Source organism: Microtetraspora sp. AC03309, from assembly GCF_020826795.1.
In the GTDB taxonomy this organism is placed as follows: domain Bacteria; phylum Actinomycetota; class Actinomycetes; order Streptosporangiales; family Streptosporangiaceae; genus Microtetraspora; species Microtetraspora glauca.
In genome coordinates this window covers 43,329-64,737 of sequence record NZ_JADDIL010000014.1, presented here as the reverse complement: position 1 = coordinate 64,737, position 21,409 = coordinate 43,329, and the positions used below count along the sequence as shown (strand labels likewise).

Below are 21,409 nucleotides of genomic sequence, written 5' to 3'. Positions count from 1 at the left end.
GCTTCGTGCCGAGGTAGCCGGCGCTACCTACTTTGGTCGGTGTCGTGGATCGGTGGCCACGCCGTAACCTCGATGACCATGACGTCGAGAATGGAATACCGGTGGCTGCTGCCCTCGGTCCTTCTCGGCGAGAGCGAGGGGGACCGCCCCGTACGGCGCTCGACCCGCGACTGGATCGTGGACACGTGCATGTTCCTGGCGGCCTGCGGGGTGACGCTGCTCTCGGCGCCGGACATCGCGGGCGAGGCACGGGGCTACATCGTGGTCGAGCAGGTCCTGGGCGCGCTGTCCTGCGCGGCGGTGTGGCTGCGCCGCCGCCGGCCGGTCACCTTGGCCCTGGTGACGTCATTACTCACCTCGGTGCTCACGCTGGTGGGGGGCGCGTCCGTCGTGGCGCTGTTCACCGTGGCGGTGCACCGCCCGTTCAAGATCGCCGGACCGGTGGTGGCGTTCGGGATCCTGACCGCGATCCCGTACGTGCACCTGCGGCCGGACCCCCTCCTCGGCGTCTGGGGGTCGTTCCTGCTGATGACGACCCTCATCCTGATGATCTTCGCCTGGGGCATCGTCGTACGGGCCCGGCGGCAGCTGGTCCTCTCCCTGCGTGCCAGGTCCTCCATCGCGGCCGAGGAGGCGCGGCGGCTGGAGCGGGAGCGGATCGCCCGGGAGATGCACGACGTGCTCGCCCACCGCATCTCGATCCTGAGCCTGCACGCGGGGGCGCTGGAGTACAGCCCGGGCGCCCCTCCCGAGCAGATCCGGCGCGCGGCGAGCGCCATCAGGGCCAGTGCGCACCAGGCTCTGCAGGACCTGCGCGAGGTGATCGGCGTCCTGCGGCAGGTCCCGGATGACGCGCGGCCGGAGCGTCCGCAGGCCACGCTGGCAGACCTGGCCCCGCTGGTGGAGGAGTCGCGCCAGGCCGGTACCGAGGTGGCGCTGGAACTCGCCGTACCGATGTCCGACGAGGCCGCCCCGCCCGAGGTCCTGGGCCGCAACGCCTACCGCGTCGTCCAGGAGGCGCTCACCAACGCCCGCAAGCACGCCCCCGGCGCGCCGGTGACCGTACGCGTGTCGGGCGCGCCGGGCGAGGGGGTGACGGTGGAGGTGAGCAACCCGGCGCCCGTGGCGGCGCACCGCCGCTCGATGATCTCCGAGATCCCGGGTACGGGCACCGGCCTCATCGGCCTGGCCGAGCGCGCGGAGCTGGCCGGCGGCCGCCTGGACCATCACCGCACGCCCGGGGGCGTGTTCGTGCTGCACGCGTGGTTGCCGTGGCCGTGACGCCGGACCACCCTGAGAAAGACGTCGGAACATCCTGGAAGCCGCCGGGAGACACCGCGGGAAGGGAAGGCGTGAACGCTCCGATCAAGGTGCTCGTCGTCGACGACGACGCGCTCGTACGCGCGGGACTGTCGATGATCCTCGCGGGCGCGGGCGACATCGAGATCATCGGTGAGGCGTCGGACGGCGACCAGGTGCCTTCCATGGTCGCCGAGCACCGGCCCGACGTCGTGCTGATGGACATCCGGATGCCCCGCGTCGACGGGCTGGTCGCCACCGAGAGGCTGCGCGCCACGGCCGGCCCTCCCGAGGTGGTGGTGCTGACCACCTTCCACGCCGACGCGCAGGTGCTGCGGGCGCTGCGGGCGGGAGCGGCGGGGTTCCTGCTGAAGGACATCCACCCGGCCGACCTGGTCGCCGCGGTGCGCAGGGTCGCCGCGGGCGAGCCCATCCTGTCGCCGGCGGTCACCCGCCAGCTCATCTCGCATGTCTCCGACGGCGGCGCGGGCGGCCGCCGCGACCGGGCCCGCGCCCAGCTGGACAGGCTGAGCGGGCGTGAGCGGGAGGTCGCGATCGCGGTCGGCGAGGGCAGGTCCAACGCCCAGATCGGCGGCGAGCTCTACATGAGCGTGCCGACGGTCAAGGCGCACGTGTCGCGGATCCTCACCAAGCTGGGGCTGAACAACAGGGTCCAGATCGCGCTGATCGTCCATGACGCCGAGGCGGCGGGACGGGCGTCCTGACACCAGGGCGGCCTGCGTTCTCGGAGCGGCCCCGGGGGCGGCGGCACGCCGCGCGGCCACCCGCGGAGGCGCCCGCCGTCGACGCGCGATTCCGCGAACCGGGAGAGATCCGTGCAGACTCGATCTAGACTTGGCGCTCCATGAGCCACTCTCTGAGCCGTCTCCTCCCCTGGACCTGGTCCCGCACCGGTTTGCGGCGCGGCTTCCAGATCCTGGTGGCGCTGAGCGTCCTCGCCCTCGCCCCGATGACCTGGGCCTGGCTGGACAGTTCCGGCCATCGCGTCAGCGCCGGCCGGTCGGACGCGTGGATGGCCTCGGTTCCCTCGATGCCGGTCGCGCTCGTGCTGGGCGCCGGGATCACCGCGGGTGCCCGGCCCACGCCGATGCTGCGCACCCGGCTCGACATCGGGGTGCGGCTCTACCGCGCGGGCAAGGTCCGGGCGCTGCTGGTGTCGGGCGACAACAGCCGCGTCGGCTACGACGAGCCGACCGCGATGCGCGACTACCTGACCGCGCACGGGGTCCCGGCGGAGAAGGTCGTCCTCGACTACGCCGGATTCGACACGTGGGCCTCCTGCGTCCGCGCCAAGAAGATCTTCGGAGCGTCCCGCGCCGTCGTGGTGACCCAGGACTTCCATATCCCCCGTGCCGTGACGCTGTGCCGTACGGCGGGGCTGGACTCGTTCGGGGTCGGCGACGACTCCTCGAAGGACTGGCCGGTCGACACGTATGTCTACGCCACACGGGAGTTCTTCGCCTCGGCGAAGGCGCTGCTGGAGGCGAAGGTGCTCCATGCGGACCCTCACTTCCTCGGCCCGCGCGAGGTCACGCTCGACCGGGCACTCGCGTCCCGAGCCACGTCCGCGACGCGCCGGAGAACGAAACTTTCATCCCGGCGCCCCCTCTGACCTGTGGCGATCCGGCCGCCTGTGGCCGCTTGCCTGGCCTTCTCTCCCAGCCCGGACGTAGGGTCCGATCACCGTGTCCATGGGAGCGCTCCCAGAGCCGTTTCAGGAGGTGAGGCCGTACGACCGAGGCCATCGCATCGCGTGTATGAGGGCGGACCCTCCTCCGCCCACCCATCGCAGAAACCGGGGAGAGCGGGACGCCGCCCTCCCCGGTTCCGTTTCCCTGCTCGGATCAGCCGCAGCTCACGTCCGTGAACGTGGGCGTCGAGGCGGACGTGCCGAGGAACCCGGCGGTCGCGCTCGCCCCGGGCGCCAGGGCCGAGTTCCACGTCTCCGCATGGATCATGGCCGTCGGCCCGCTCTGCATGGACGTGCCGTTCCACGCCTGGGTGACCTTGGCACCGGTCGGCAGCGTCCACTGGACGTACCAGCCGTTCAGCACCGAGGTGCCGGTGTTCTTGATGGTGACCTCACCCTGGAAGCCGCCGGACCAGGAGTTGGTCAGCGTCACCGTGGCCGTGCAGGACGCCCCGAGCGGCCCGCTGGGCGACGGGCTCGGGGACGGGCTCGGGGACACGCTGGGCGAGACGCTCGGAGACGGCGACGCCGAGGGGGACGGGGACGCCATGTCGCCGATGAAGTCGACGTCCGAGCAGCCGTAGAAGGTCTCGTGGCTGTCGGAGCGATACCACACCGCGTAGATGATGTGCCGTCCGTGCTTGGCCGGCATCGTGCCGGAGAAGCGGTAGGCGCCGTTGCTCACCGCGGGTTCCGGGTCAGCCGTCAGGAACGGCTGATCCTCCATGTCCGCCCAGGTGAGCGGCTTGGTGGGGTCGTAGCCGTCCTTGGTGACGTAGAGCTTGAACCCGCCCGGGTGCGGCACCCAGGCGCCATAGACGAAGTTGTAGACGTCACGGGCCCGCACGGTGGTGGTCGGCCAGTCCGCCCGGGGCACGTCGTAGGCGGCGTACTTGCTGGACCCGCCGCTGCACAGCTGGCCGTCCGGGATGAAGCCCCGCGTACGGCCGGCGCCGTCGGAGCGGAGCACGCCGTACCAGTCGTAGAGCGGCTGGGTGCCGCCGGTCGCCACGGCCTGTTTGCAGGCGGGATTGTTGGGCTTGATCTCGCCCCCGGTCAGGCCGTCGACGTAGCAGGCGTAGGTCCGGCTGGCGGGGGCCTGAAGCGCGCCGTGCGCTTCGGCGGCGCCCTGGAAAAGTGCGATGGCGACTCCGGCGACCGCCACCATGATCGTGGTGAGGACGGCGAGTTCGCGCCTGGATCTCACAGGGGTTCTCCTCGTGATGGGCGGGCGCGCCGCGGACGCGCGCCCCTCCCTGCGGTGGAGCGCGCCGGGCACGCCGGAACGGCGTTGGTCGGTACGAGAACCGCGTACGGCACGCCGTACGCCCCTCCTGAGCCCACCCATCAGGGCCATCGCGCACCCCGATTCAAGCACGCGGGAACATCGCCGGAAAAGAGCGCCTTCGCCGGAGAACTACCGGCTACGTCCTCGGCGGCTGGTTCCCGCGAGGATGCTGACCGGGCCCCGGGAACGGAGGAGGCGGATACGGCGGCGGCGTCCCCTCCCGGCCGTTCTGCGGATGGCCGGGAGGCGGGGCTCCCGGCGCGTATCCGGGCGGCGGCATTCCTCTGGCGGCCGCCGACTGGTGCCGTCCCGGCAGCGGGAACGACATGCGCGCGTGCGCCATGAGGTCCGCGAGGGCCCACTGCCGCTCGCGGAAGGATTTCTCGTCGATCCCGCCGCGGTACGCCCGCTCGTGGAGCAGTCCCAGCTCGGTGGCGGCGAGCTGGTAGTCGCTCATCGCCCGCGCGCCCGCCTTGCCCCCGTGCGCCTTGGCCCACTGGCGGGCCTGGCGCCTGCCCTTGAGCGACGACAACATGAAGATGTCCGCCTGGTTGATCAGACCGTTGGCCTCGTACGGCGGCAGGAAGCGGTTGATCAGCCCGACGATGCGCTTGCGGTCCCTGAAGATGACGCCGAGCTCGATGAAGAGCAGGATCATCAGCGCCAGGTAGGCGACGGCGAGCCCGGCGAAGCCCCCGAAGGAGGCGAGCCCGTTCCAGAGGCCGTGCAGGACCATGGCGCCGATCCAGCCCGCGACGATGACCCCGATGCCCGACTTCCCCTGCCGCTGCGCCGCGTACGCCACGGAGATGCCGATCAGGGAGGTGAACAGCGGATGCGCGAACGGGGACAGCACGCCCCTGAGCACGACCGTGGCCGCGAGCCCCTCGGCGCCGTGTTCGGACAGCGCGGCCAGGTAGTAGCTGACGTTCTCCGACATGGCGAACCCGAGGCCGACCATGCTGGCGTAGATGATGCCGTCGGTGGGCCCGTCGAGCTCCTGGCGGCGGAACCGGAGCAGGCCCAGCAGGACCAGGCCCTTCATCGTCTCCTCGACCAGCGGGGCGACGAACGTCGCGACGATGTTGCGCGCGTTGGCCGCGTTGCCGATCTGGTGCTCGACGTAGATCAGGTTGAGCGAGTTCAGCAGGCCGGCGAAGAGCACGGCGACCCCGGCTCCCCACGCGAACGCGAAGGCGAGGTTGGCGCGCGGCTCCGGTTCCATGCGGTCGAGGGCGAGCACTCCGGCCAGCAGCAGCGGGACGGGGGCGACCGCGAGCACGAGGGCGATGAAGAACTGGACGGCACCGCCGTTGAATATGTCGAACGACAAGGTCACGAGGGTGCAGATGCCTGCGAGGACCAGGCCGATGATCAGGCCGACCGACGGACGTTCCTTCAGCACGTTTCGCGGATCCAGGGTCGCCATTCCGCGAATGTAACCGACCGGAGACCCGCTGTCCGCCCCGCCCCCGAAGATCCTCCGGACCGCGCGCACTCCCCGCCTTTCCCGAATGCGGACACCCGTCTGACCGTCAGCTGGACCGGCCCTTCCCTGGGCCGCAGTACGGTGCTGCCGAACTGATCTTCCCATGGGTCGTTCGTCACAGGGGGGCGGAGCGGATGAGCGAGACCGACGACGGCCGGCTGAGCCGCCGAAGCTTCCTCGGTGTGGTGGCCGCCGCCACCGCCGGCGCCTCCGCCTGCGCGAACACGGCGGCGGAACCGGTCACGGCCGAACCCGGCCCGGGGACCTCCTCGGCGTCCGAGCCGCCGCTCCCGTCCGCGAGCCCGTCGGCCACCGCGGAGTCCGTACGCTTCGAACGGCTCAGGCCCGGCGACCCCGGCTGGCGGGCCCGCTCGTACGGCCCGGCCGAGGCGATCGAGGGATACTGCGACCAGGCGAGCGTGCTTCCGGGACATCCGGTGGAGCTGCGCGTCTCGACCACCGCCGACCGCTTCCGTGTCACCGCCTACCGCATGGGCTGGTACGGCGGAGCGGAGGCGCGCCGGGTGTGGCGGTCGGAGTGGCTGCCGGGCCGCAGGCAGGGCCGGGGCGACCTCGACGGGGCCACCCGTACCGTGCACGCGAACTGGAGGCGGTCCCTCACCGTCCCGACGGCCGGCTGGCCGGAGGGCGCCTACCTGCTGCGACTCGACTCCGCGAAGGGGCACCAGCGGTACGTGCCGCTGGTCGTGCGGTCCACGGACGCCACGGGCAGGACACTGCTGGTGCACGCCGCCACCACCTGGCAGGCGTACAACCAGTGGGGCGGCTACAGCCTCTACTACGGGCGGGACGGCAGCTACGGCGCCCGCTCCCTCGCGGTCAGCTTCGACCGCCCCTACGACAAGAACGGCGCGGAGAAGTTCCTCGTCCACGAGCGCGCGATGGTCGTGCTCGCCGAGCGTCTCGGCATCCCTCTGGCGTACACGACGAACCTGGACCTGACCCCCGAGTCGATGCGGGGCGCGGCCTCCATCGTCTTCCTCGGCCACGACGAGTACTGGACGCCGCAGGCACGCAGGCAGGTCACCCGGGCCAGGGACGCCGGATCCAACATCGCCTTCCTCGGGGCCAACACCTGCTACCGCCGGATCCGCGTGGCGAACGAGGGCCGCCTGGTCATCTGCTACAAGGACCAGTACGCCAGCGACCCCATGTACGGGCGGCGCCCCGCGGAGGTGACTGCGGACTTCCGGTCCTCTCCCGCGCCCGACCCGGAGTCCTCGCTCACGGGGGTCTACTACGACGGATACCCGGCCGACGCGCCGTACGTCGTCACGAACCCGCACCACTGGCTGTTCGAGGGAACAGGGGTACGGCGCGGCGACGCGTTCCCGCACCTGGTCGGCGTCGAGTACGACAGGGTGACGCCCAGCGTGCCGACGCCCCGGCCGATCGAGATCCTCGCCCATTCCCCGCTGATGTGCGGGAACCGGCCCAGCTTCGCCGACTCGGCGTACTACACCACGCCCAGCGGCGCGGGGGTCTTCGCGACGGGGACGATGCGGTGGGTGGAGGCGCTCATGGCGGGCCGCCCCGGAGGCCCGCGCGCGCACGACATGAACGCGAGGACCCGCAAGTTCGTGACGAAGACGACGGCCAACCTGCTGCGCGCCTTCGCCAGGGGGCCGGCCGGGGAGCACCGCGCGGCCCCGCGTGACAACGTCCACGCGTTCTACGCGTAGAGAAACCGCGCGTACGCGTAGAGAGCCTGCGCGTAGTGGAACCGCGCGGAGAGGATCTCGTGGAGGAACGACCCGGGCGCGCGCCCGGGCGCGGCTCAGATCAGCAGCGAGTCGACCGCGACGGCGAGGAACAGCAGCGCGAGATAGATGTTCGACCAGTGGAAGAAGCGCATCGGGCGCAGGTCCACGCCGGTCTTGCCCGCGTTTAGCCGGCCGAGCAGGCGGTAGACCTCCCACAGGCAGGCCGCGCCCAGGACGGCGGCGACGATCGGGTAGAGCAGCGAGGTCCCGGCGACGGGCCACAGCAACATCGAGCAGAGCACGGTGGCCCAGGTGTAGGCGATCACCTCGCGGATCACCCGGCGCTCGGTCGCGACGACGGGCAGCATGGGCACGTCGACCGAGGCGTAGTCCTCGCGGTAGCGCATGGCCAGCGTCCACGTGTGCGGCGGCGTCCAGAAGAACACCACGCCGAACAGGACGACGGGAGCCCAGGAGAGGCTGCCGGTGATGCCGGCCCAGCCGATCAGCACGGGCATGCAGCCCGCGATGCCGCCCCAGACGATGTTCTGCACGGTGCGCCGCTTGAGCACCATCGAGTAGACGAGGACGTAGAACAGGATCGCGCCCAGCGACAACGCGGCGGCGAGCCAGTTCACCGTGAGGCCGAGACCCACCGTGGAGGCCACGCCCAGGGCCACGCCGAAGACCAGCGCACCCATCGGGGAGACCTCGGACTTGGCCAGCGGACGGCGGCGGGTGCGCCGCATGGTCTTGTCGATGTCCCGGTCGATGTAGCAGTTCAGCACGTTGGCGCTACCCGCGGACAGGGTACCGAAGACCATCGTCGCGATGGCCGTCCACAGCGGCGGCAGGCCGCGCGCGGCGAGGAACATGACGGGAAGGGTCGTGATCAGCAGCAGCTCGATGATCCGCGGCTTGGTGAGCGCGACGTACGCGCGGACAAGCGCGCCCAGGGAGCGCGGCGCGGTCGCCACCGCCGTTCCGAGCGGGGGCACCGATTCCATCTTCGTCAGCACCGTCAAGGCGCTTCCAGCACGTGCGGGGTCAACGCGTAACCTCTGAATTGAGCGGATCTCCGGGCAGCAGCCAGGCACTTGTGGACTCACTGTAGTCGGGAGAGCCGGTGGTCCCTGAACTGGGGCCGGAAGCGACGCGTCCGGACACCCATGAGAACGCCGCCGCTCAGGGCGCCGGGCGGCCGGTGCGGTGGTGGTCTACCGAACGGTAGGACCCCCGACCCGTTAGGGTCCGGTGTGGGCGGGAAATGCCAAAACCGGCGCAATGAACTAGAGGGGATCGAGCAGTTGAGCAGCGCAAGCCTTGAGTGGACCGACCTCGACCGGCGAGCAGTCGACGTGGTGCGAGCACTGGCGATGGACGCGGTCGAGAAGGCGGGCTCGGGTCACCCCGGAACGGCGATGAGTCTGGCCCCCGCGGCCTACCTCCTCTTCCAGCGAGTCATGCGGCACGACCCGTCCGACGCGAAGTGGGTGGGCCGGGACCGGTTCGTCCTCTCCTGCGGTCACAGCAGCCTGACGCTCTACATCCAGCTGTACCTGTCGGGCTACGGCCTGCGACTGGAGGACCTGAAGGCGCTCCGCCAGTGGGGCAGCCTCACCCCCGGCCACCCGGAGTACGGCCACACCGTGGGTGTGGAGACGACCACCGGCCCGCTGGGCCAGGGCCTGGGCAACGCCGTCGGCATGGCCATGGCCGCCCGGCGCGAGCGCGGCCTGTTCGACCCCGAGGCCGCCCCCGGCACGTCCCCGTTCGACCACATGATCTGGTGCTTCGCCTCCGAAGGCGACATCGAGGAGGGCATCAGCCACGAGGTCAGTGCGCTCGCCGGCCACCAGAAGCTGGGCAACCTCGTCGTCGTCTTCGACTCCAACCACATCTCCATCGAGGACGACACGCAGATCGCCCTCTCCGAGGACATCTCCAAGCGCTACGAGGCGTACGGCTGGCAGGTCCTCGAGGTCGACTGGACCGCCACCGGCGAGTACAAGGAGGACGTCCAGGCGCTGTACGACGCGCTGGAGGAGGCGCGCGCGGACACCGAGCGGCCGACGTTCATCAAGCTGCGCACGATCATCGGCTGGCCGTCGCCGGGCAAGCAGAACACCGGGAAGATCCACGGAGCGGCCCTGGGCGAGGACGAGGTGGCCGCCACCAAGCGGGTGCTCGGCCTGGACCCGGAGCAGACCTTCCAGGTACCGGCCGACGTCCTGAACCACTCCAGGGAGGTCGTGAAGCGCGGCCGCGAGGCCCGCTCCGAGTGGGACAAGACCTACCACAGCTGGCGGGTGGACAACCCCGAGCGCGCCGAGCTGTTCGACCGGATCTCGGCCCGCCGGCTGCCGAACGGCTGGTACAACGCGCTGCCCACGTTCGAGACCGGCGCGTCGATCGCGACCCGCAAGGCGTCCGGTGAGGTGCTGAGCGCCCTCGCGCCGGTGCTGCCCGAGCTGTGGGGCGGTTCCGCCGACCTCGCCGAGTCCAACAACACCACCATGAAGGGCGAGCCGTCCTTCATTCCGGACGAGTACCAGACCCGCGAGTTCCCGGGCAACCGCTACGGCCGCACGCTGCACTTCGGCATCCGCGAGCACGGCATGGGCGCCATCCTCAACGGCATCGCCCTGCACAACGGCACCCGCCCGTACGGTGGCACGTTCCTGGTCTTCAGCGACTACATGCGCCCGGCCGTACGGCTCGCCGCGCTGATGAAGCTGCCGGTGACGTACGTGTGGACGCACGACTCCATCGGCCTCGGCGAGGACGGCCCCACCCACCAGCCGATCGAGCACCTGTGGTCGCTGCGCGCCATCCCGGGCCTCGACGTCGTACGACCGGCCGACGCGAACGAGACGGCGGCGGCCTGGAAGGCGATCCTGGAGCACGACGACCGTCCCGCGGCTCTCGCGCTGACCCGGCAGAACCTGCCGGTGTACGAGGGCACGGGCGACGCCGCCCGCGTCGCGCGCGGCGGCTACATCCTGGAGGAGGCCTCCACCGGCCAGCCCTCCGTCGTGATCATCGGTACGGGCAGCGAGGTCGAGCTGGCCGTCGGCGCCCGCAGGATCCTTGAGGAGCAGGGCGTCCCGACCCGGGTCGTGTCGATGCCGTGCGTGGAATGGTTCCGCGCCCAGGACGCCGCCTACCAGCAGTCCGTGCTGCCCCCGGCGGTCCGCGCCCGGGTCGCCGTCGAGGCGGGAATCTCCCTCGGCTGGCGCGAGTTCGTCGGTGATGAAGGGGAAGTGCTGAGTCTTGAGCACTTCGGCGCCTCCGCGCCGTACAAGACCATCTTCGAGCAGTTCGGCCTGACCGCGGACCGGGTGGTGGCCGCCGCCAGGGCGAGCCTCGCCAAGACAGGGGCCGACAAGGGCGAGACGACCGGAAACTGAGGAGATCATGAGCGAGAACCTGAAGCGCCTCACCGCAGCCGGTGTGTCGATCTGGCTGGACGACATCAGCCGTGACCGGCTGCGCACCGGCAATCTGGCCGCCCTGATCCGCGACAAGCAGGTCGTGGGTGTCACGTCCAACCCCACGATCTTCGCGGGCGCCCTGAGCAAGGGCGACGCGTACGCCGCGCAGTTGCACGACCTCAAGGTGCGTGGCGTCACGGTCGAGGAGGCGGTCCGGGCGATCACGACCTTCGACATCCGCTGGGCCGCCGACGTGCTGCGGCCGGTCTTCAACGCCACCAACGGCGTGGACGGCCGGGTCTCCATCGAGGTCGACCCGCGGCTGGCCAGGGAGACGGAGAAGACCATCGCCGAGGCGCGCGCGCTGTGGTGGCTGGTCGACCGGCCCAACCTGTTCATCAAGATCCCCGCGACCGTCGAGGGCCTGCCCGCGATCACCCAGTGCGTCGCGGAGGGCATCAGCGTCAACGTCACGCTGATCTTCTCCCTCGAGCGGTACCGCGCGGTCATGGACGCCTGGCTTGAGGGCCTGGAGAAGGCCAGGGCGAACGGCGTCAACCTCGCCACCATCGAGTCGGTGGCGTCGTTCTTCGTCAGCCGCGTCGACACCGAGATCGACGCCCGCCTGGACGGGATCGGCACGCCCGAGGCGATCGCGCTGAAGGGCCGGGCCGCCGTGGCCAACGCGCGGCTCGCGTTCGCCGCGTTCGAGGAGGTCATGGCGAGCCCGCGCTGGCAGGCGCTGCGCGCGGCGGGTGCCCGGCCGCAGCGTCCGCTGTGGGCCTCGACCGGCGTCAAGAACCCCGACTACCCGGACACGCTGTACGTCGACCAGCTCGTCACCGCGGGCACGGTCAACACGATGCCGGAGAAGACGCTGGACGCGGTCGCCGACCACGGGAAGATCTCGGGCGACACCGTACGGCCGTTCTACGAGCAGGCGTGGAACACGATGGCGGCGCTCAAGGAGGTCGGCGTCGACTACGACGACGTCGTGCGGGCGCTCGAGGACGAAGGCGTGGAGAAGTTCGAGGTCTCCTGGAAGGAGCTCCTGGAGACCGTGGCCGCCGAGCTCGGGAAGGCCTGAGATGACCATCGAGGTAACGCTCGGCCAGGAGCCGGAGGCCGTACACGCCCTCCGGGAGAAGCTGGTCGCCGAGGGGGTGCCGGCGGCGCTCGCCGCCGGCGACCCCGGCCTGTGGGGGCCGGAGGCCAGGGCCGAGGCGGCCACCCGCCTCGGCTGGCTGAACCTCCCCCTGACCAGCAGGGAACTGCTGCCCGAGATCACCAAGCTCGTCGAGATGGCGCGCGCGGAGGGCCTCGATCACATCGTGCTGGCCGGGATGGGCGGCTCGTCGCTGGCCCCCGAGGTGATCTGCGCGACCGAGGACGTGCCGCTGACCGTGCTCGACACCACCGACCCCGGGCAGGTGCGGCGGGCGCTGAACGACCGGCTGGACCGCACGCTCGTGGTCGTCGCCAGCAAGAGCGGCGGCACGATCGAGACCGACAGCCACCGCCGGATCTACGAGAAGGCGTTCCGTGACGCCGGGATCGACCCGGCCGACCGCATCGTCGTGGTCACCGACCCGGGCTCCCCGCTGGAGCAGACGGCCATCGACTCGGGGTACCAGGTCGTCCTGGCCGACCCGAACGTCGGGGGCCGCTACAGCGCGCTCAGCGCCTTCGGGCTGGTGCCCAGCGCGCTGGCGGGCGCCGACGTCGGGCGGCTGCTCGACGACGCGGCGGCGGTGGTCCCCCGGCTCGCGGACAGCGACGGCAACCCGGGTCTCGACCTGGGCGTGCTACTCGGCTCCGAGGCCCTCGCCGGACGCGACAAGATGGTCCTGCGTGACAGCATGACCGACATCAACGGGCTGCCCGACTGGATCGAGCAGCTCGTCGCCGAGTCGACCGGCAAGTCGGGCAAGGGCATCCTGCCCGTCGTCGGCGCCGAGGCGGCCGAGGCCGACGACCAGTTCCTGGTGCACATCGGCCCGGACGGCGGCACGTCGGTCGACGGCCCGCTGGGCGCGCAGTTCCTGGTCTGGGAGTACGCCACGGCGATCGCCGGCCGGGCGCTCGGGATCGACCCGTTCAACCAGCCGAACGTGGCCGAGTCCAAGGAGAACACCACCCGGATCCTCCAGGAGGCGGGCGACGGGCCGCTGCCGACCGGCACGCCGTTCCTGACGGACGGCCCGGTCGAGATCTACGGCGACGTGCCCGGCGACCCGAAGAACCTGGCGGACGTGCTGACCGCGCTGCTGCGAGCGGTCCCGAAGCGCGGCTACCTCGCGATCATGGCGTACCTGGACCGGGAGGCCGCGTTCGACGCCGCCCGGGTCGGTGACGCCTCGTTCGAGGAGCTGACCGAGGCGTGGGCGGCCGCCGACCCGGCGACGCTCCGGGCGCTGCTCGACTACCGCACCGACCACGCGGTGACCTTCGGCTGGGGACCGCGCTTCCTCCACTCGACCGGCCAGTTCCACAAGGGCGGTCCGCAGGCGGGCGTGTTCCTGCAGATCACCGGCGCGGTCACCGAGGACGTCGAGGTGCCGGGCAAGCCGTACACCCTGGGCAGGCTGCAGCTCGCCCAGGCCCTGGGCGACTTCGGCGCGCTGGCGTCGCGGGGCCGGCCCGCCGTGCGCCTGCACCTCACCGACCGCGTGGCGGGCGTCAAGCACCTGCTGTCCGTGGCCGAGGAACTCTGACCATGAACACGCCGCTGGCGACGAGCCGGGAGGCGAGGAGGTCCGATGGGTGAGCGGGACAACCACCCCACCGAGACGGCGGAGACCCCCGCCGGGACGCGCGACGTCCCGGCGGGGGCCGGCCCGGAGGTGACGCCGGAGCAGCGCGACCTGGAGGCCGCGCTCGGCCTGTCGGTGGAGGACATGAGCGCGGAGAACCCGCTGCGGGACCCGCGCGACAAACGGCTGCCCCGCGTGGCCGGCCCGTGCGTGCTCGTCCTCTTCGGCGTCACCGGCGACCTGGCGAAGAAGAAGCTGCTTCCCGCGATCTACGACCTGGGCAACCGGGGCCTGCTGCCCCCGGGCTTCTCCCTGGTCGGCTTCGCCCGCCGCGACTGGGCGCACGAGGACTTCGCCCAGGTCACGTACGAGGCGGTGAAGGAGCACGCGCGTACGCCGTTCCGCGAGGAGGTATGGCGGCAGATCGCCGAGGGCATCCACTTCTGCCCCGGCGAGTTCCACGACGACGGCGCCTTCGACGTGCTCGCGATGATGCTCAAGGAGATCGACGAGACGCGCGGCACCGGCGGCAACTACGCGTTCTACCTCTCGGTGCCGCCGAAGTTCTTCCCCGTCGTGGTGGAGCAGCTCAAGCGGACCAACCTCGCCAACGCGCCCGAGGGGGTCTGGCGCCGGGTGGTCATCGAGAAGCCGTTCGGCCACGACCTGAAGAGCGCGCGCGAGCTCAACGCGATCACCAGCGGCGTGTTCCCCGAGAAGTCGGTCTTCCGCATCGACCACTACCTCGGCAAGGAGACCGTCCAGAACATCCTGGCCCTGCGGTTCGCCAACACGCTGTACGAGCCGATCTGGAACCGCGGCTACGTGGACCACGTCCAGATCACGATGGCCGAGGACATCGGCATCGGCGGCAGGGCCGGATACTACGACGGCATCGGCGCGGCCCGTGACGTGATCCAGAACCACCTGCTGCAGCTCCTCGCCCTGGTCGCGATGGAGGATCCGACGTCCTTCGACGCCGACTCGCTGCGCCGCGAGAAGGAGAAGGTGCTCCGGTCGGTCCGGCTGCCGGCGGACCTGTCGCTCGGCACCGCCCGCGGCCAGTACACCGCGGGCTGGCAGGGCGGCGAGCCGGTCGTCGGCTACCTGGAGGAGGACGGCATCCCGCCGGACTCGATCACCGACACGTATGCCGCCATCAGGCTGGAGGTGGCCAACCGCCGTTGGGCGGGCGTCCCCTTCTACCTGCGGGCGGGCAAGCGTCTCGGCCGCCGGGTCACGGAGGTGGCGGTCGTCTTCCAGCGGGCGCCGCACCTGCCGTTCAGCTCGACCGACACCGAGATCCTCGGGCAGAACGCCCTGGTCATCCGCGTCCAGCCGGACGAGGGGATCACCGTGCGTTTCGGCTCGAAGGTGCCGGGCACGGCCATGGAGGTCAGAGACGTCAGCATGGACTTCGCCTACGGGGAGTCGTTCATGGAGTCCTCCCCCGAGGCGTACGAGCGGCTGCTGCTCGACGTCCTCATCGGGGACCCGCCCCTGTTCCCGCACCAGGCGGAGGTCGAGCTGTCCTGGATGATCCTCGATCCCATCGAGGAGCACTGGGCGGCCTCGGGCCGTCCGGAGGGCTATCCCGCGGGCACCTGGGGCCCGCCGTCCGCCGACGCCATGATGGCCCGTGACGGGCGTGTCTGGCGTCGGCTGTGAGTGAACGGAAAGCGCCGTGACCACCTTCAACCTGACCGACACGACGGCCTCGAAGATCTCCGCGACGCTCACCCAGCTGCGCCACCAGATGGGCGCTCCCGCGGTGGGCATGGTCCTCACCCTGGTCGTGGTGTGCGACGAGGCCGGCCAGTACGACGCCGTCCGGGCGGCCACCGAGGCCGCGCGTGAGCATCCGTCCCGCGTGCTGACGGTCATCAAGCGCGACCCCTACGAACCCGACCGGCTCGACGCCGAGGTGCGGATGGGCGAGTCGTCCCCGGGCGAGGTCGTCCTGCTCCGCCTGTACGGCCGGCTCACCGAGCACGCCGACTCGGTCATCAGCCCGCTGCTGCTGACCGACACGCCCGTCGTGGCGTGGTGGCCGGGCGACTCGCCCGCCGTACCGGCGCGGGACGCCGTCGGCCAGCTCGCCACCCGCCGGATCACCGACGCCCGGGCGGCACGCGACGCCGTGGCGGCGATCGGCGGCCGCCACGCGGGCTATCTGCCCGGCGACACCGATCTCGCGTGGACGCGGTTGACGTCGTGGCGCAGCCTGCTGGCCGCCGCGTTCGACCGGCCGACCGGGCCGGTGCGGTCCGGCGTCGTGTCGGGCGCCGCGGGCAACCCGAGCGCGCCGCTGCTGGCGGCGTGGCTGTCCGAGCGGCTCGGCATCCCGATGAAGCTCGCCGAGAGCGACGGGCCGGGTCTCACCGAGGTACGGCTCACGCTCGCCGACGGCGACCTGAAGATCGCCAGGACGGACGCCCGGCTGGCGACGCTGTCCCGGCCGGGTCAGCCGGACCGGCGGGTCGCCCTCGCTCGCAGGCCGACCGCCGAACTACTCGCCGAGGAACTGCGCCGCCTCGACCCGGACGACACCTACGGGGCGGCGATCCAGTGGCTGGCGAAGTCCCCGACGTCCTGATGGAGAAGAAGACGCCGTGACTGTTCCGAACGTCATCGTCCACCGCGACGCCAACGTGCTCGCCCAGGCCGTGGCGGCCCGCCTGATCACCCGCCTGGCCGACACCCAGGCGGCCCGCGGGTCGGCCCACGTCGTGCTGACCGGCGGAAGCGTCGGCATCGCGACGCTCGCGGCGGTCGCCGGAACGGCCGCGCGCGACGCCATCGACTGGCGCGCCCTGGACGTGTGGTGGGGGGACGAGCGTTTCCTTCCCACCGGCGATCCCGAGCGCAACGAGACCGGCGCGCGTACGGCCCTGCTCGACCACGTGGACGTGGATCCGGCACGCGTGCACGCCATGCCGTCCCCGGACTCCGGCCTGACCGCGGAGGAGGCGGCCGAGGTCTACGCCGCCGAGTTGGAGAAGGCCGCCAGGCCCGAGGACCACGGCCCGGTGCCGTCGTTCGACGTGCTGCTGCTCGGCATGGGCCCGGACAGCCACGTCGCGTCGCTGTTCCCCGGGCAGCCCGCCCTCTACGAGGAGGACCGCACGGTGGTCGCGGTGCACGGCTCTCCGAAGCCGCCGCCGACCCGCCTGTCGCTCACGTTCCCCGCGATCCGGGCCGCGCGCGAGGTGTGGATCGTCGCCGCTGGGGCGGAGAAGGCGCAGGCCGTCCACCTGGCCCTGTCCGGCGCGGGCCCGATCCAGGTCCCGGCGGCCGGTGCCCGTGGCCGCCAGCGCACGCTGTTCCTGCTCGACCGGGCCGCCGCAGGCAAGATCCCGCCCGGCCTCGGGCGCATCGCCTCCCCTTGACGGGGGCGGCGGTGCCGTGCGCGGTCGGCAGACCGTGAGGCCCCCGGGGCGGCACCGTGCACGGGCGGCCGGCCTCGCTCTCAGTCCTCAAGGGCGGCGCGGGCGCGGGTGGCCTCGTCGCGGGCGCCGGCGGCGGCTTTCGCGGCGGCCGCCTCGTCCCTCTCCGTCACCCGCAGGCGCTGCTCGGCCGCGCCCAGCCGCTCCGCGGCCGTGTCGAGCCTGTCCCGCAGGACGGCGACCTCGGCCGCCAGCCGGTCGCGTTCCCGCACGGCCGTCTCCAGCTCGGCGGCCCACTCGGCGTGGCTCCGCTCCGCCTCGGCGGCGGCGCGTCCGGCGTCGTCGGCCGCGCGTCGCAGCCGCTCGGCCCGGCGTTCCCGCTCCCGCCGTTCCCTGTCTCTCCGCTCCCGTTCCCGCTCCGTGTCCCGCCGGTCCTCCGCGCGGCCGCCCGCGGCTCGCCGTTCCGGTTCCCGTTCGCGCTCACGGGCCCGTCCTCCGCGCCGGGCCCCGGGGCGCTCCCCGGTCCCCGTACGGGACGGCCGGGGCGTGGGGGCGGGGGCGAAGCCGCTGTAGCTCAGTGCGGTGACGAGGTGGCCGCTCCGTACCCGCTCGGCGGCGTCGGCGTCGACGATCGCGGCGTCGAGGGTCTGCTCGACCTCCGGGAGCGCCGTGAGCCGCCGGCCTTCCCTCTCGGCGTCGCCGGCGATGAGCCGGGACAGCCGGCCCGTCAGCTCGGAGCGCCTGCCGGTCAGCTCCGAGAGCGCCGCCGCGTCCTGCGCGTACCAGGCCGCGCGCAGCCGCTCCCCGAGGTCGAGCAGCTCTCCGAGCTCCTCCAGATGGCGCCGGGACGCCTGGTTGATCGCCCAGGCCACGACCGTGGGACGGCGCAGCTTCCCGATGTCGCGGGCCAGGCGGCCGTCCCCCGCGGCTTTGATCTCCTTCGCCAGGGCGTCGCGCGCGGCGGTGAAATCGTCGGGAGGAAGCCCGTACAGCCGGTCGGCGGCCGCGTTGAGGTCCACGTCCGGTCCCTACCCGCGATCCGCGTCGCCGGAAGACGCGAAGCCCGGAGAAATCTGGCACATTAGTCGTATGCCGGATGCCTCCCTACCCCGTGACGAGCTGCGCGCGACCATCGAGGCGCGCCGCGATCTGGGTCCCGAATATGAGCCCGCCCTGACGGACGCTTTCCTCGACCGGATCGAGACCGCCATCGCGCAGCGGGTGAAGGCGGAGGCCGACAGCAGGCTTCCGGACGCGCGGCACACGGCGTGGGAGGAACAGCAGGAGCGCAAGCGTGGCCTCGGGCTGGCCCTCGGCTCCCTCGGCATCGCCATCCCGCTGACGGCGGCGGCCGGGGCCACCGGCGGGATGCCCGGCATGATGGTCGCGTGGGCCGGCATCGTGGCCGTCAACATGGCCTATGCCTTCGGGCGCCGACGGCGCGACTGAGGCAGGCCACGGCGCGACTGAGGCTGGGCGACGGCGCGGCTGAGGCAGGCGACGGCCGGTCATCCCGCGGAGCGGGTCAACGGCCGGCGGAAGCGACCATCCCGGCCCGCGGCCCCCTGAGCTGCCGCGAGCCGGGATGATTCACCGTGATGGGATCAGCTCGGGGATGCCGTCGCCATCACGCCCACGGCGATCCGCGCCTCGACCACACCGGGGTCCTCGGTGTAGGCGAGCGTGGCGCCGAGGGAGAGCAGCAGCCTGCGCATGCGGGCGTTGTCGGAGAGGAAGGACGCCCTGACCTCCGCGAAACCGAGGTCGCGCGCCTCCTCCAGGAGCATCCGGCCGAGCACGCGGCCGAGGCCCCGTCCCTGCCAGCGGTCCTCGACGAGGAAGGCCATCTCGGCGATCCCGGGGTCGGGGGTGAACACCAGGTTGGCCATGGCGACCACCTGGCCGTCGTGCCCGGCGACGATGGAGTGGCCGTGGTTGCGGTCGCAGAGGCGCTCGAACACCCGCGGCGGCAGCGACGGCATGGCGGTGAAGTAGCGGAACCTGCGGGACTCGGGCGAGCAGCGCTCGTGCAGGTCGCGGACGGCTTCCCGGTAGAGCGACGTCAGCGGCCTGATGACGGCCTCGGACCCGTCGCCGAGCCGTACCGGCCGCTCGGCGCTCTGCGCCTCGACCGGAGGCTGCGCGAGCCGTACGAGCGCGGCGGCGCGGGCCGCCTCGGTGAGCGTGAACGGCAGCTCCACGCGGCGCAGCCGGATCGCGCGCCGGGGGGCCACGGGCACGGTGAGCAGGGTCGGGTCGGGCAGGTCGGAGAGGTCCGCGCCGTAGACCCAGCGGGCGTCGTCGGCCCGCAGCAGCTCGCGGAGGATCTCCGGCAGCCGCCACGGCATGGAGCGCAGGCGGGCGGCGAGCAGCAGCACGCGGGTGGGCTCGTCGGTGAGGTCATGGGCGGTCGCGGTCACAACCTGGACTCTGCGTCCGCCGACGGCCTCGAGGGCCTCGCGTACGCTCTCGGCGGAGGCGGGGATCTCGGCGACGAACTCATCGACCGTGCCGTCCGTGTCCGGCTGGACGGACAGGCCGAGGATGTTGCCGCCCTTCTCGGCCAGCGCCGTGGCCAGCGAGGCCAGCCGCCCGGGCCGCTCGTCCACCGTCGTTCGAATCCGCAAGAACCCCATCGGTACCGCTCCCTCCGTCACTGAGGCAATCCTGTCGTAGATCTGTTACGTGATTGCTACACGGAGGTGTGCCGACCGTTTCATCCTGGCGAATCCTGTCATGACCGACGTTATCGGCATGTAAAGCGGCTTTTCGCCACGGCTTCCGTGGCGAGGTTCACCAAGTAGTACGGATATAGCAGGATATAGCTCATGAACGCTCCGCTGTCCTCAGATTTCGTCAACGGTGATGTGTCTTTCTGGTTCCGATCCCTCGGGATTCCCGCGCCGGGCGCCCCTCTTGACGGGGACCGGGAGGCGGACGTCGCGATCGTCGGGGGCGGTTACACGGGACTCTGGACCGCCTACTACCTGAAGAAGGCCGACCCGTCGCTGCGGGTGGCCGTCCTGGAGAAGGAGTTCGCCGGCTTCGGCGCGTCCGGGCGCAACGGCGGCTGGCTGACCGGCGCGCTCGCGGGATCGCCGGAACGTTACGCCAGGACCCACGGGCGGGACGCCACCCAGCGGCTGCAGCGGGAGATGTTCGCCGCGATCGACGAGGTCATCGCGGTCTGCGCGGACGAGGGCATCGACGCCGACATCGTCAAGGGCGGGCTGTTCAACGTCGCGCGCGGCCCCGCGCAGGAGGCCCGGCTGCGCGAGGAGCTGGCCGGGCAGCGGGAGTGGGGCTGGACCGAGGAGGACGTCCGGCTGCTCTCCCCCGCCGAGATGGACGAGCGGCTGCGCGTCTCCGGGGCGGCCGGCGCCACCTGGAGCCCGCACTGTGCCAGGATCCAGCCCGCCAAGCTCGCTCGCGGGCTGGCGGAGACCGTACGCGCCCTCGGCGTCGAGCTCTACGAGGGGACCCCGGTGACCACGATCGCGCCCGGCCGGGCGGTCACGCCGTACGGCACGGTGAGGGCGGCACATGTCCTGCGCTGCACCGAGGGGTTCACCGCGACGGTGCCCGGCCACCACCGCGACTGGCTCCCGATGAACAGCTCGCTGATCGTCACCGAGCCGCTGGGCGCCGAGGTGTGGGAGGCGATCGGCTGGGAGCGGCGCGAGCTGCTCGGCGACATGGCGCACTACTACATGTACGCGCAGCGCACCGCCGACGACCGCATCGCCTTCGGCGGGCGTGGCCGGCCCTACCTGTACGGCTCCCGCGTGGACGACCGCGGGCACACGCACGACTGGACCGTGGACGCGCTGTGGAACCTGCTGACGTCGTTCTTCCCCGCCGTCGCCTCCTCCCGGGTGGCGCACGCGTGGTCGGGCGTGCTCGGCGTGCCGCGCGACTGGTGCGCCACGGTGGGCCTGGACCGCGCGAGCGGCCTCGGATGGGCGGGCGGGTACACCGGGCACGGCGTGACGACGACCAACCTGGCCGGGCGTACCCTCCGCGACCTGGTGCTCGGGCGGGAGACGCCGCTCACCGGCCTGCCCTGGGTGGACCGCCGTGTCCGCGCCTGGGAGCCGGAGCCGCTGCGCTGGCTCGGCGTCCACTCCATGTACCGCCTGTACCGCATCGCCGACGCCCGTGAGGCCAAGGGCATGACCCGGACCTCCGTGCTCGCCCGCGTCGCCGACCGGATCACCGGCCACTGACGCGCCGCGCGTTCCGGCGCGTGCCGGGCGCGCGGATACCGTGTTCGCCACCACGTCGGCGCGGGTGACGTGGAACAACCGATGAAGAAAGGGCGGCTT

The 21,409-nt window shown here is 72.0% G+C and carries 17 protein-coding genes; 12 read left to right on the top strand and 5 right to left on the bottom strand.

What is annotated here, in order from left to right:
* Window positions 1-78 precede the first annotated feature (78 nt).
* The 3 genes from IMZ11_RS10325 (at window position 79) to IMZ11_RS10315 (ending at window position 2,932) form a co-directional block, all read left to right on the top strand.
* Window positions 79-1,281, top strand: a complete 1,203-nt coding sequence (locus IMZ11_RS10325) for a sensor histidine kinase (protein ID WP_228639985.1) — start codon at window positions 79-81, stop codon at window positions 1,279-1,281.
* A gap of 71 nt (window positions 1,282-1,352) precedes the next feature.
* Window positions 1,353-2,024, top strand: a complete 672-nt coding sequence (locus IMZ11_RS10320; RefSeq protein WP_228639983.1) for a response regulator transcription factor — start codon at window positions 1,353-1,355, stop codon at window positions 2,022-2,024.
* Window positions 2,025-2,164: 140 nt separating this feature from the next.
* Complete coding sequence (locus IMZ11_RS10315) at window positions 2,165-2,932, top strand: vancomycin high temperature exclusion protein (protein ID WP_228639981.1); 768 nt, start codon at window positions 2,165-2,167, stop codon at window positions 2,930-2,932.
* Window positions 2,933-3,164: 232 nt separating this feature from the next.
* Here the strand turns inward: IMZ11_RS10315 and IMZ11_RS10310 are convergent, their stop codons facing one another.
* Window positions 3,165-4,217 (bottom strand): lytic polysaccharide monooxygenase, encoded by a 1,053-nt coding sequence (locus IMZ11_RS10310; protein WP_228639979.1) that lies wholly within the window; start codon window positions 4,215-4,217, stop codon window positions 3,165-3,167.
* 217 nt (window positions 4,218-4,434) lie between these two features.
* Window positions 4,435-5,727: a PrsW family intramembrane metalloprotease gene (locus tag IMZ11_RS10305; protein ID WP_228639977.1), complete on the bottom strand. Its 1,293-nt coding sequence runs from the start codon at window positions 5,725-5,727 to the stop codon at window positions 4,435-4,437.
* A 194-nt stretch (window positions 5,728-5,921) separates the two neighbouring features.
* Between IMZ11_RS10305 and IMZ11_RS10300 the strand changes: the two genes are divergently transcribed.
* Window positions 5,922-7,490: a N,N-dimethylformamidase beta subunit family domain-containing protein gene (locus tag IMZ11_RS10300; protein WP_228639975.1), complete on the top strand. Its 1,569-nt coding sequence runs from the start codon at window positions 5,922-5,924 to the stop codon at window positions 7,488-7,490.
* A 95-nt stretch (window positions 7,491-7,585) separates the two neighbouring features.
* Here the strand turns inward: IMZ11_RS10300 and IMZ11_RS10295 are convergent, their stop codons facing one another.
* Complete coding sequence (locus tag IMZ11_RS10295; protein ID WP_374462252.1) at window positions 7,586-8,536, bottom strand: heme o synthase; 951 nt, start codon at window positions 8,534-8,536, stop codon at window positions 7,586-7,588.
* Between the two features lie 282 nt (window positions 8,537-8,818).
* Between IMZ11_RS10295 and tkt the strand changes: the two genes are divergently transcribed.
* From tkt to pgl, 6 genes are all read left to right on the top strand, one after another.
* Window positions 8,819-10,921 carry a transketolase gene (gene tkt, locus IMZ11_RS10290; protein ID WP_255706255.1) on the top strand — a complete coding sequence of 701 codons (2,103 nt, stop codon included), beginning with the start codon at window positions 8,819-8,821 and terminating at the stop codon, window positions 10,919-10,921.
* A gap of 7 nt (window positions 10,922-10,928) precedes the next feature.
* Window positions 10,929-12,032: a transaldolase gene (tal, locus tag IMZ11_RS10285; protein WP_228639973.1), complete on the top strand. Its 1,104-nt coding sequence runs from the start codon at window positions 10,929-10,931 to the stop codon at window positions 12,030-12,032.
* A gap of 1 nt (window position 12,033) precedes the next feature.
* On the top strand, window positions 12,034-13,659 hold the full coding sequence (locus tag IMZ11_RS10280) for a glucose-6-phosphate isomerase (protein WP_228639971.1): 1,626 nt from the start codon (window positions 12,034-12,036) through the stop codon (window positions 13,657-13,659).
* A gap of 183 nt (window positions 13,660-13,842) precedes the next feature.
* Window positions 13,843-15,366, top strand: a complete 1,524-nt coding sequence (zwf, locus tag IMZ11_RS10275; RefSeq protein ID WP_228640143.1) for a glucose-6-phosphate dehydrogenase — start codon at window positions 13,843-13,845, stop codon at window positions 15,364-15,366.
* Between the two features lie 16 nt (window positions 15,367-15,382).
* Window positions 15,383-16,294: a glucose-6-phosphate dehydrogenase assembly protein OpcA gene (opcA, locus tag IMZ11_RS10270; RefSeq protein ID WP_228639969.1), complete on the top strand. Its 912-nt coding sequence runs from the start codon at window positions 15,383-15,385 to the stop codon at window positions 16,292-16,294.
* A 16-nt stretch (window positions 16,295-16,310) separates the two neighbouring features.
* A complete protein-coding gene (gene pgl / locus IMZ11_RS10265; RefSeq protein WP_228639967.1) occupies window positions 16,311-17,087 on the top strand; it encodes a 6-phosphogluconolactonase in 777 nt (258 codons plus the stop codon).
* 80 nt (window positions 17,088-17,167) lie between these two features.
* Here the strand turns inward: pgl and IMZ11_RS10260 are convergent, their stop codons facing one another.
* A complete protein-coding gene (locus IMZ11_RS10260) occupies window positions 17,168-18,103 on the bottom strand; it encodes a hypothetical protein (protein ID WP_228639965.1) in 936 nt (311 codons plus the stop codon).
* A gap of 70 nt (window positions 18,104-18,173) precedes the next feature.
* On the opposite strand from IMZ11_RS10260, the gene IMZ11_RS10255 reads away from it, so the two are divergent.
* Complete coding sequence (locus IMZ11_RS10255) at window positions 18,174-18,533, top strand: hypothetical protein (RefSeq protein ID WP_228639963.1); 360 nt, start codon at window positions 18,174-18,176, stop codon at window positions 18,531-18,533.
* Window positions 18,534-18,688: 155 nt separating this feature from the next.
* Here IMZ11_RS10255 and IMZ11_RS10250 read toward each other — a convergent pair whose 3' ends face one another.
* Window positions 18,689-19,720 carry a GNAT family N-acetyltransferase gene (locus tag IMZ11_RS10250; RefSeq protein WP_228639961.1) on the bottom strand — a complete coding sequence of 344 codons (1,032 nt, stop codon included), beginning with the start codon at window positions 19,718-19,720 and terminating at the stop codon, window positions 18,689-18,691.
* A 192-nt stretch (window positions 19,721-19,912) separates the two neighbouring features.
* Here IMZ11_RS10250 and IMZ11_RS10245 point away from each other — a divergent pair, with 192 nt between their 5' ends.
* Window positions 19,913-21,310, top strand: a complete 1,398-nt coding sequence (locus tag IMZ11_RS10245; protein WP_228639958.1) for an FAD-binding oxidoreductase — start codon at window positions 19,913-19,915, stop codon at window positions 21,308-21,310.
* The last annotated feature ends 99 nt before the right edge of the window (window positions 21,311-21,409 follow it).

What these genes read in the sequence shown, in the direction of transcription:
- IMZ11_RS10325 (WP_228639985.1), top strand. Translation starts at nt 79, where the DNA reads ATGACGTCGAGAATGGAATACCGGTGGCTGCTGCCCTCGGTCCTTCTC.
- IMZ11_RS10315 (WP_228639981.1), top strand. Translation starts at nt 2,165, where the DNA reads ATGAGCCACTCTCTGAGCCGTCTCCTCCCCTGGACCTGGTCCCGCACC.
- IMZ11_RS10305 (WP_228639977.1), bottom strand. Translation starts at nt 5,727, where the DNA reads ATGGCGACCCTGGATCCGCGAAACGTGCTGAAGGAACGTCCGTCGGTC.
- IMZ11_RS10300 (WP_228639975.1), top strand. Translation starts at nt 5,922, where the DNA reads ATGAGCGAGACCGACGACGGCCGGCTGAGCCGCCGAAGCTTCCTCGGT.
- tal (WP_228639973.1), top strand. Translation starts at nt 10,929, where the DNA reads ATGAGCGAGAACCTGAAGCGCCTCACCGCAGCCGGTGTGTCGATCTGG.
- IMZ11_RS10280 (WP_228639971.1), top strand. Translation starts at nt 12,034, where the DNA reads ATGACCATCGAGGTAACGCTCGGCCAGGAGCCGGAGGCCGTACACGCC.
- zwf (WP_228640143.1), top strand. Translation starts at nt 13,843, where the DNA reads ATGAGCGCGGAGAACCCGCTGCGGGACCCGCGCGACAAACGGCTGCCC.
- IMZ11_RS10255 (WP_228639963.1), top strand. Translation starts at nt 18,174, where the DNA reads ATGCCGGATGCCTCCCTACCCCGTGACGAGCTGCGCGCGACCATCGAG.
- IMZ11_RS10250 (WP_228639961.1), bottom strand. Translation starts at nt 19,720, where the DNA reads ATGGGGTTCTTGCGGATTCGAACGACGGTGGACGAGCGGCCCGGGCGG.
- IMZ11_RS10245 (WP_228639958.1), top strand. Translation starts at nt 19,913, where the DNA reads ATGAACGCTCCGCTGTCCTCAGATTTCGTCAACGGTGATGTGTCTTTC.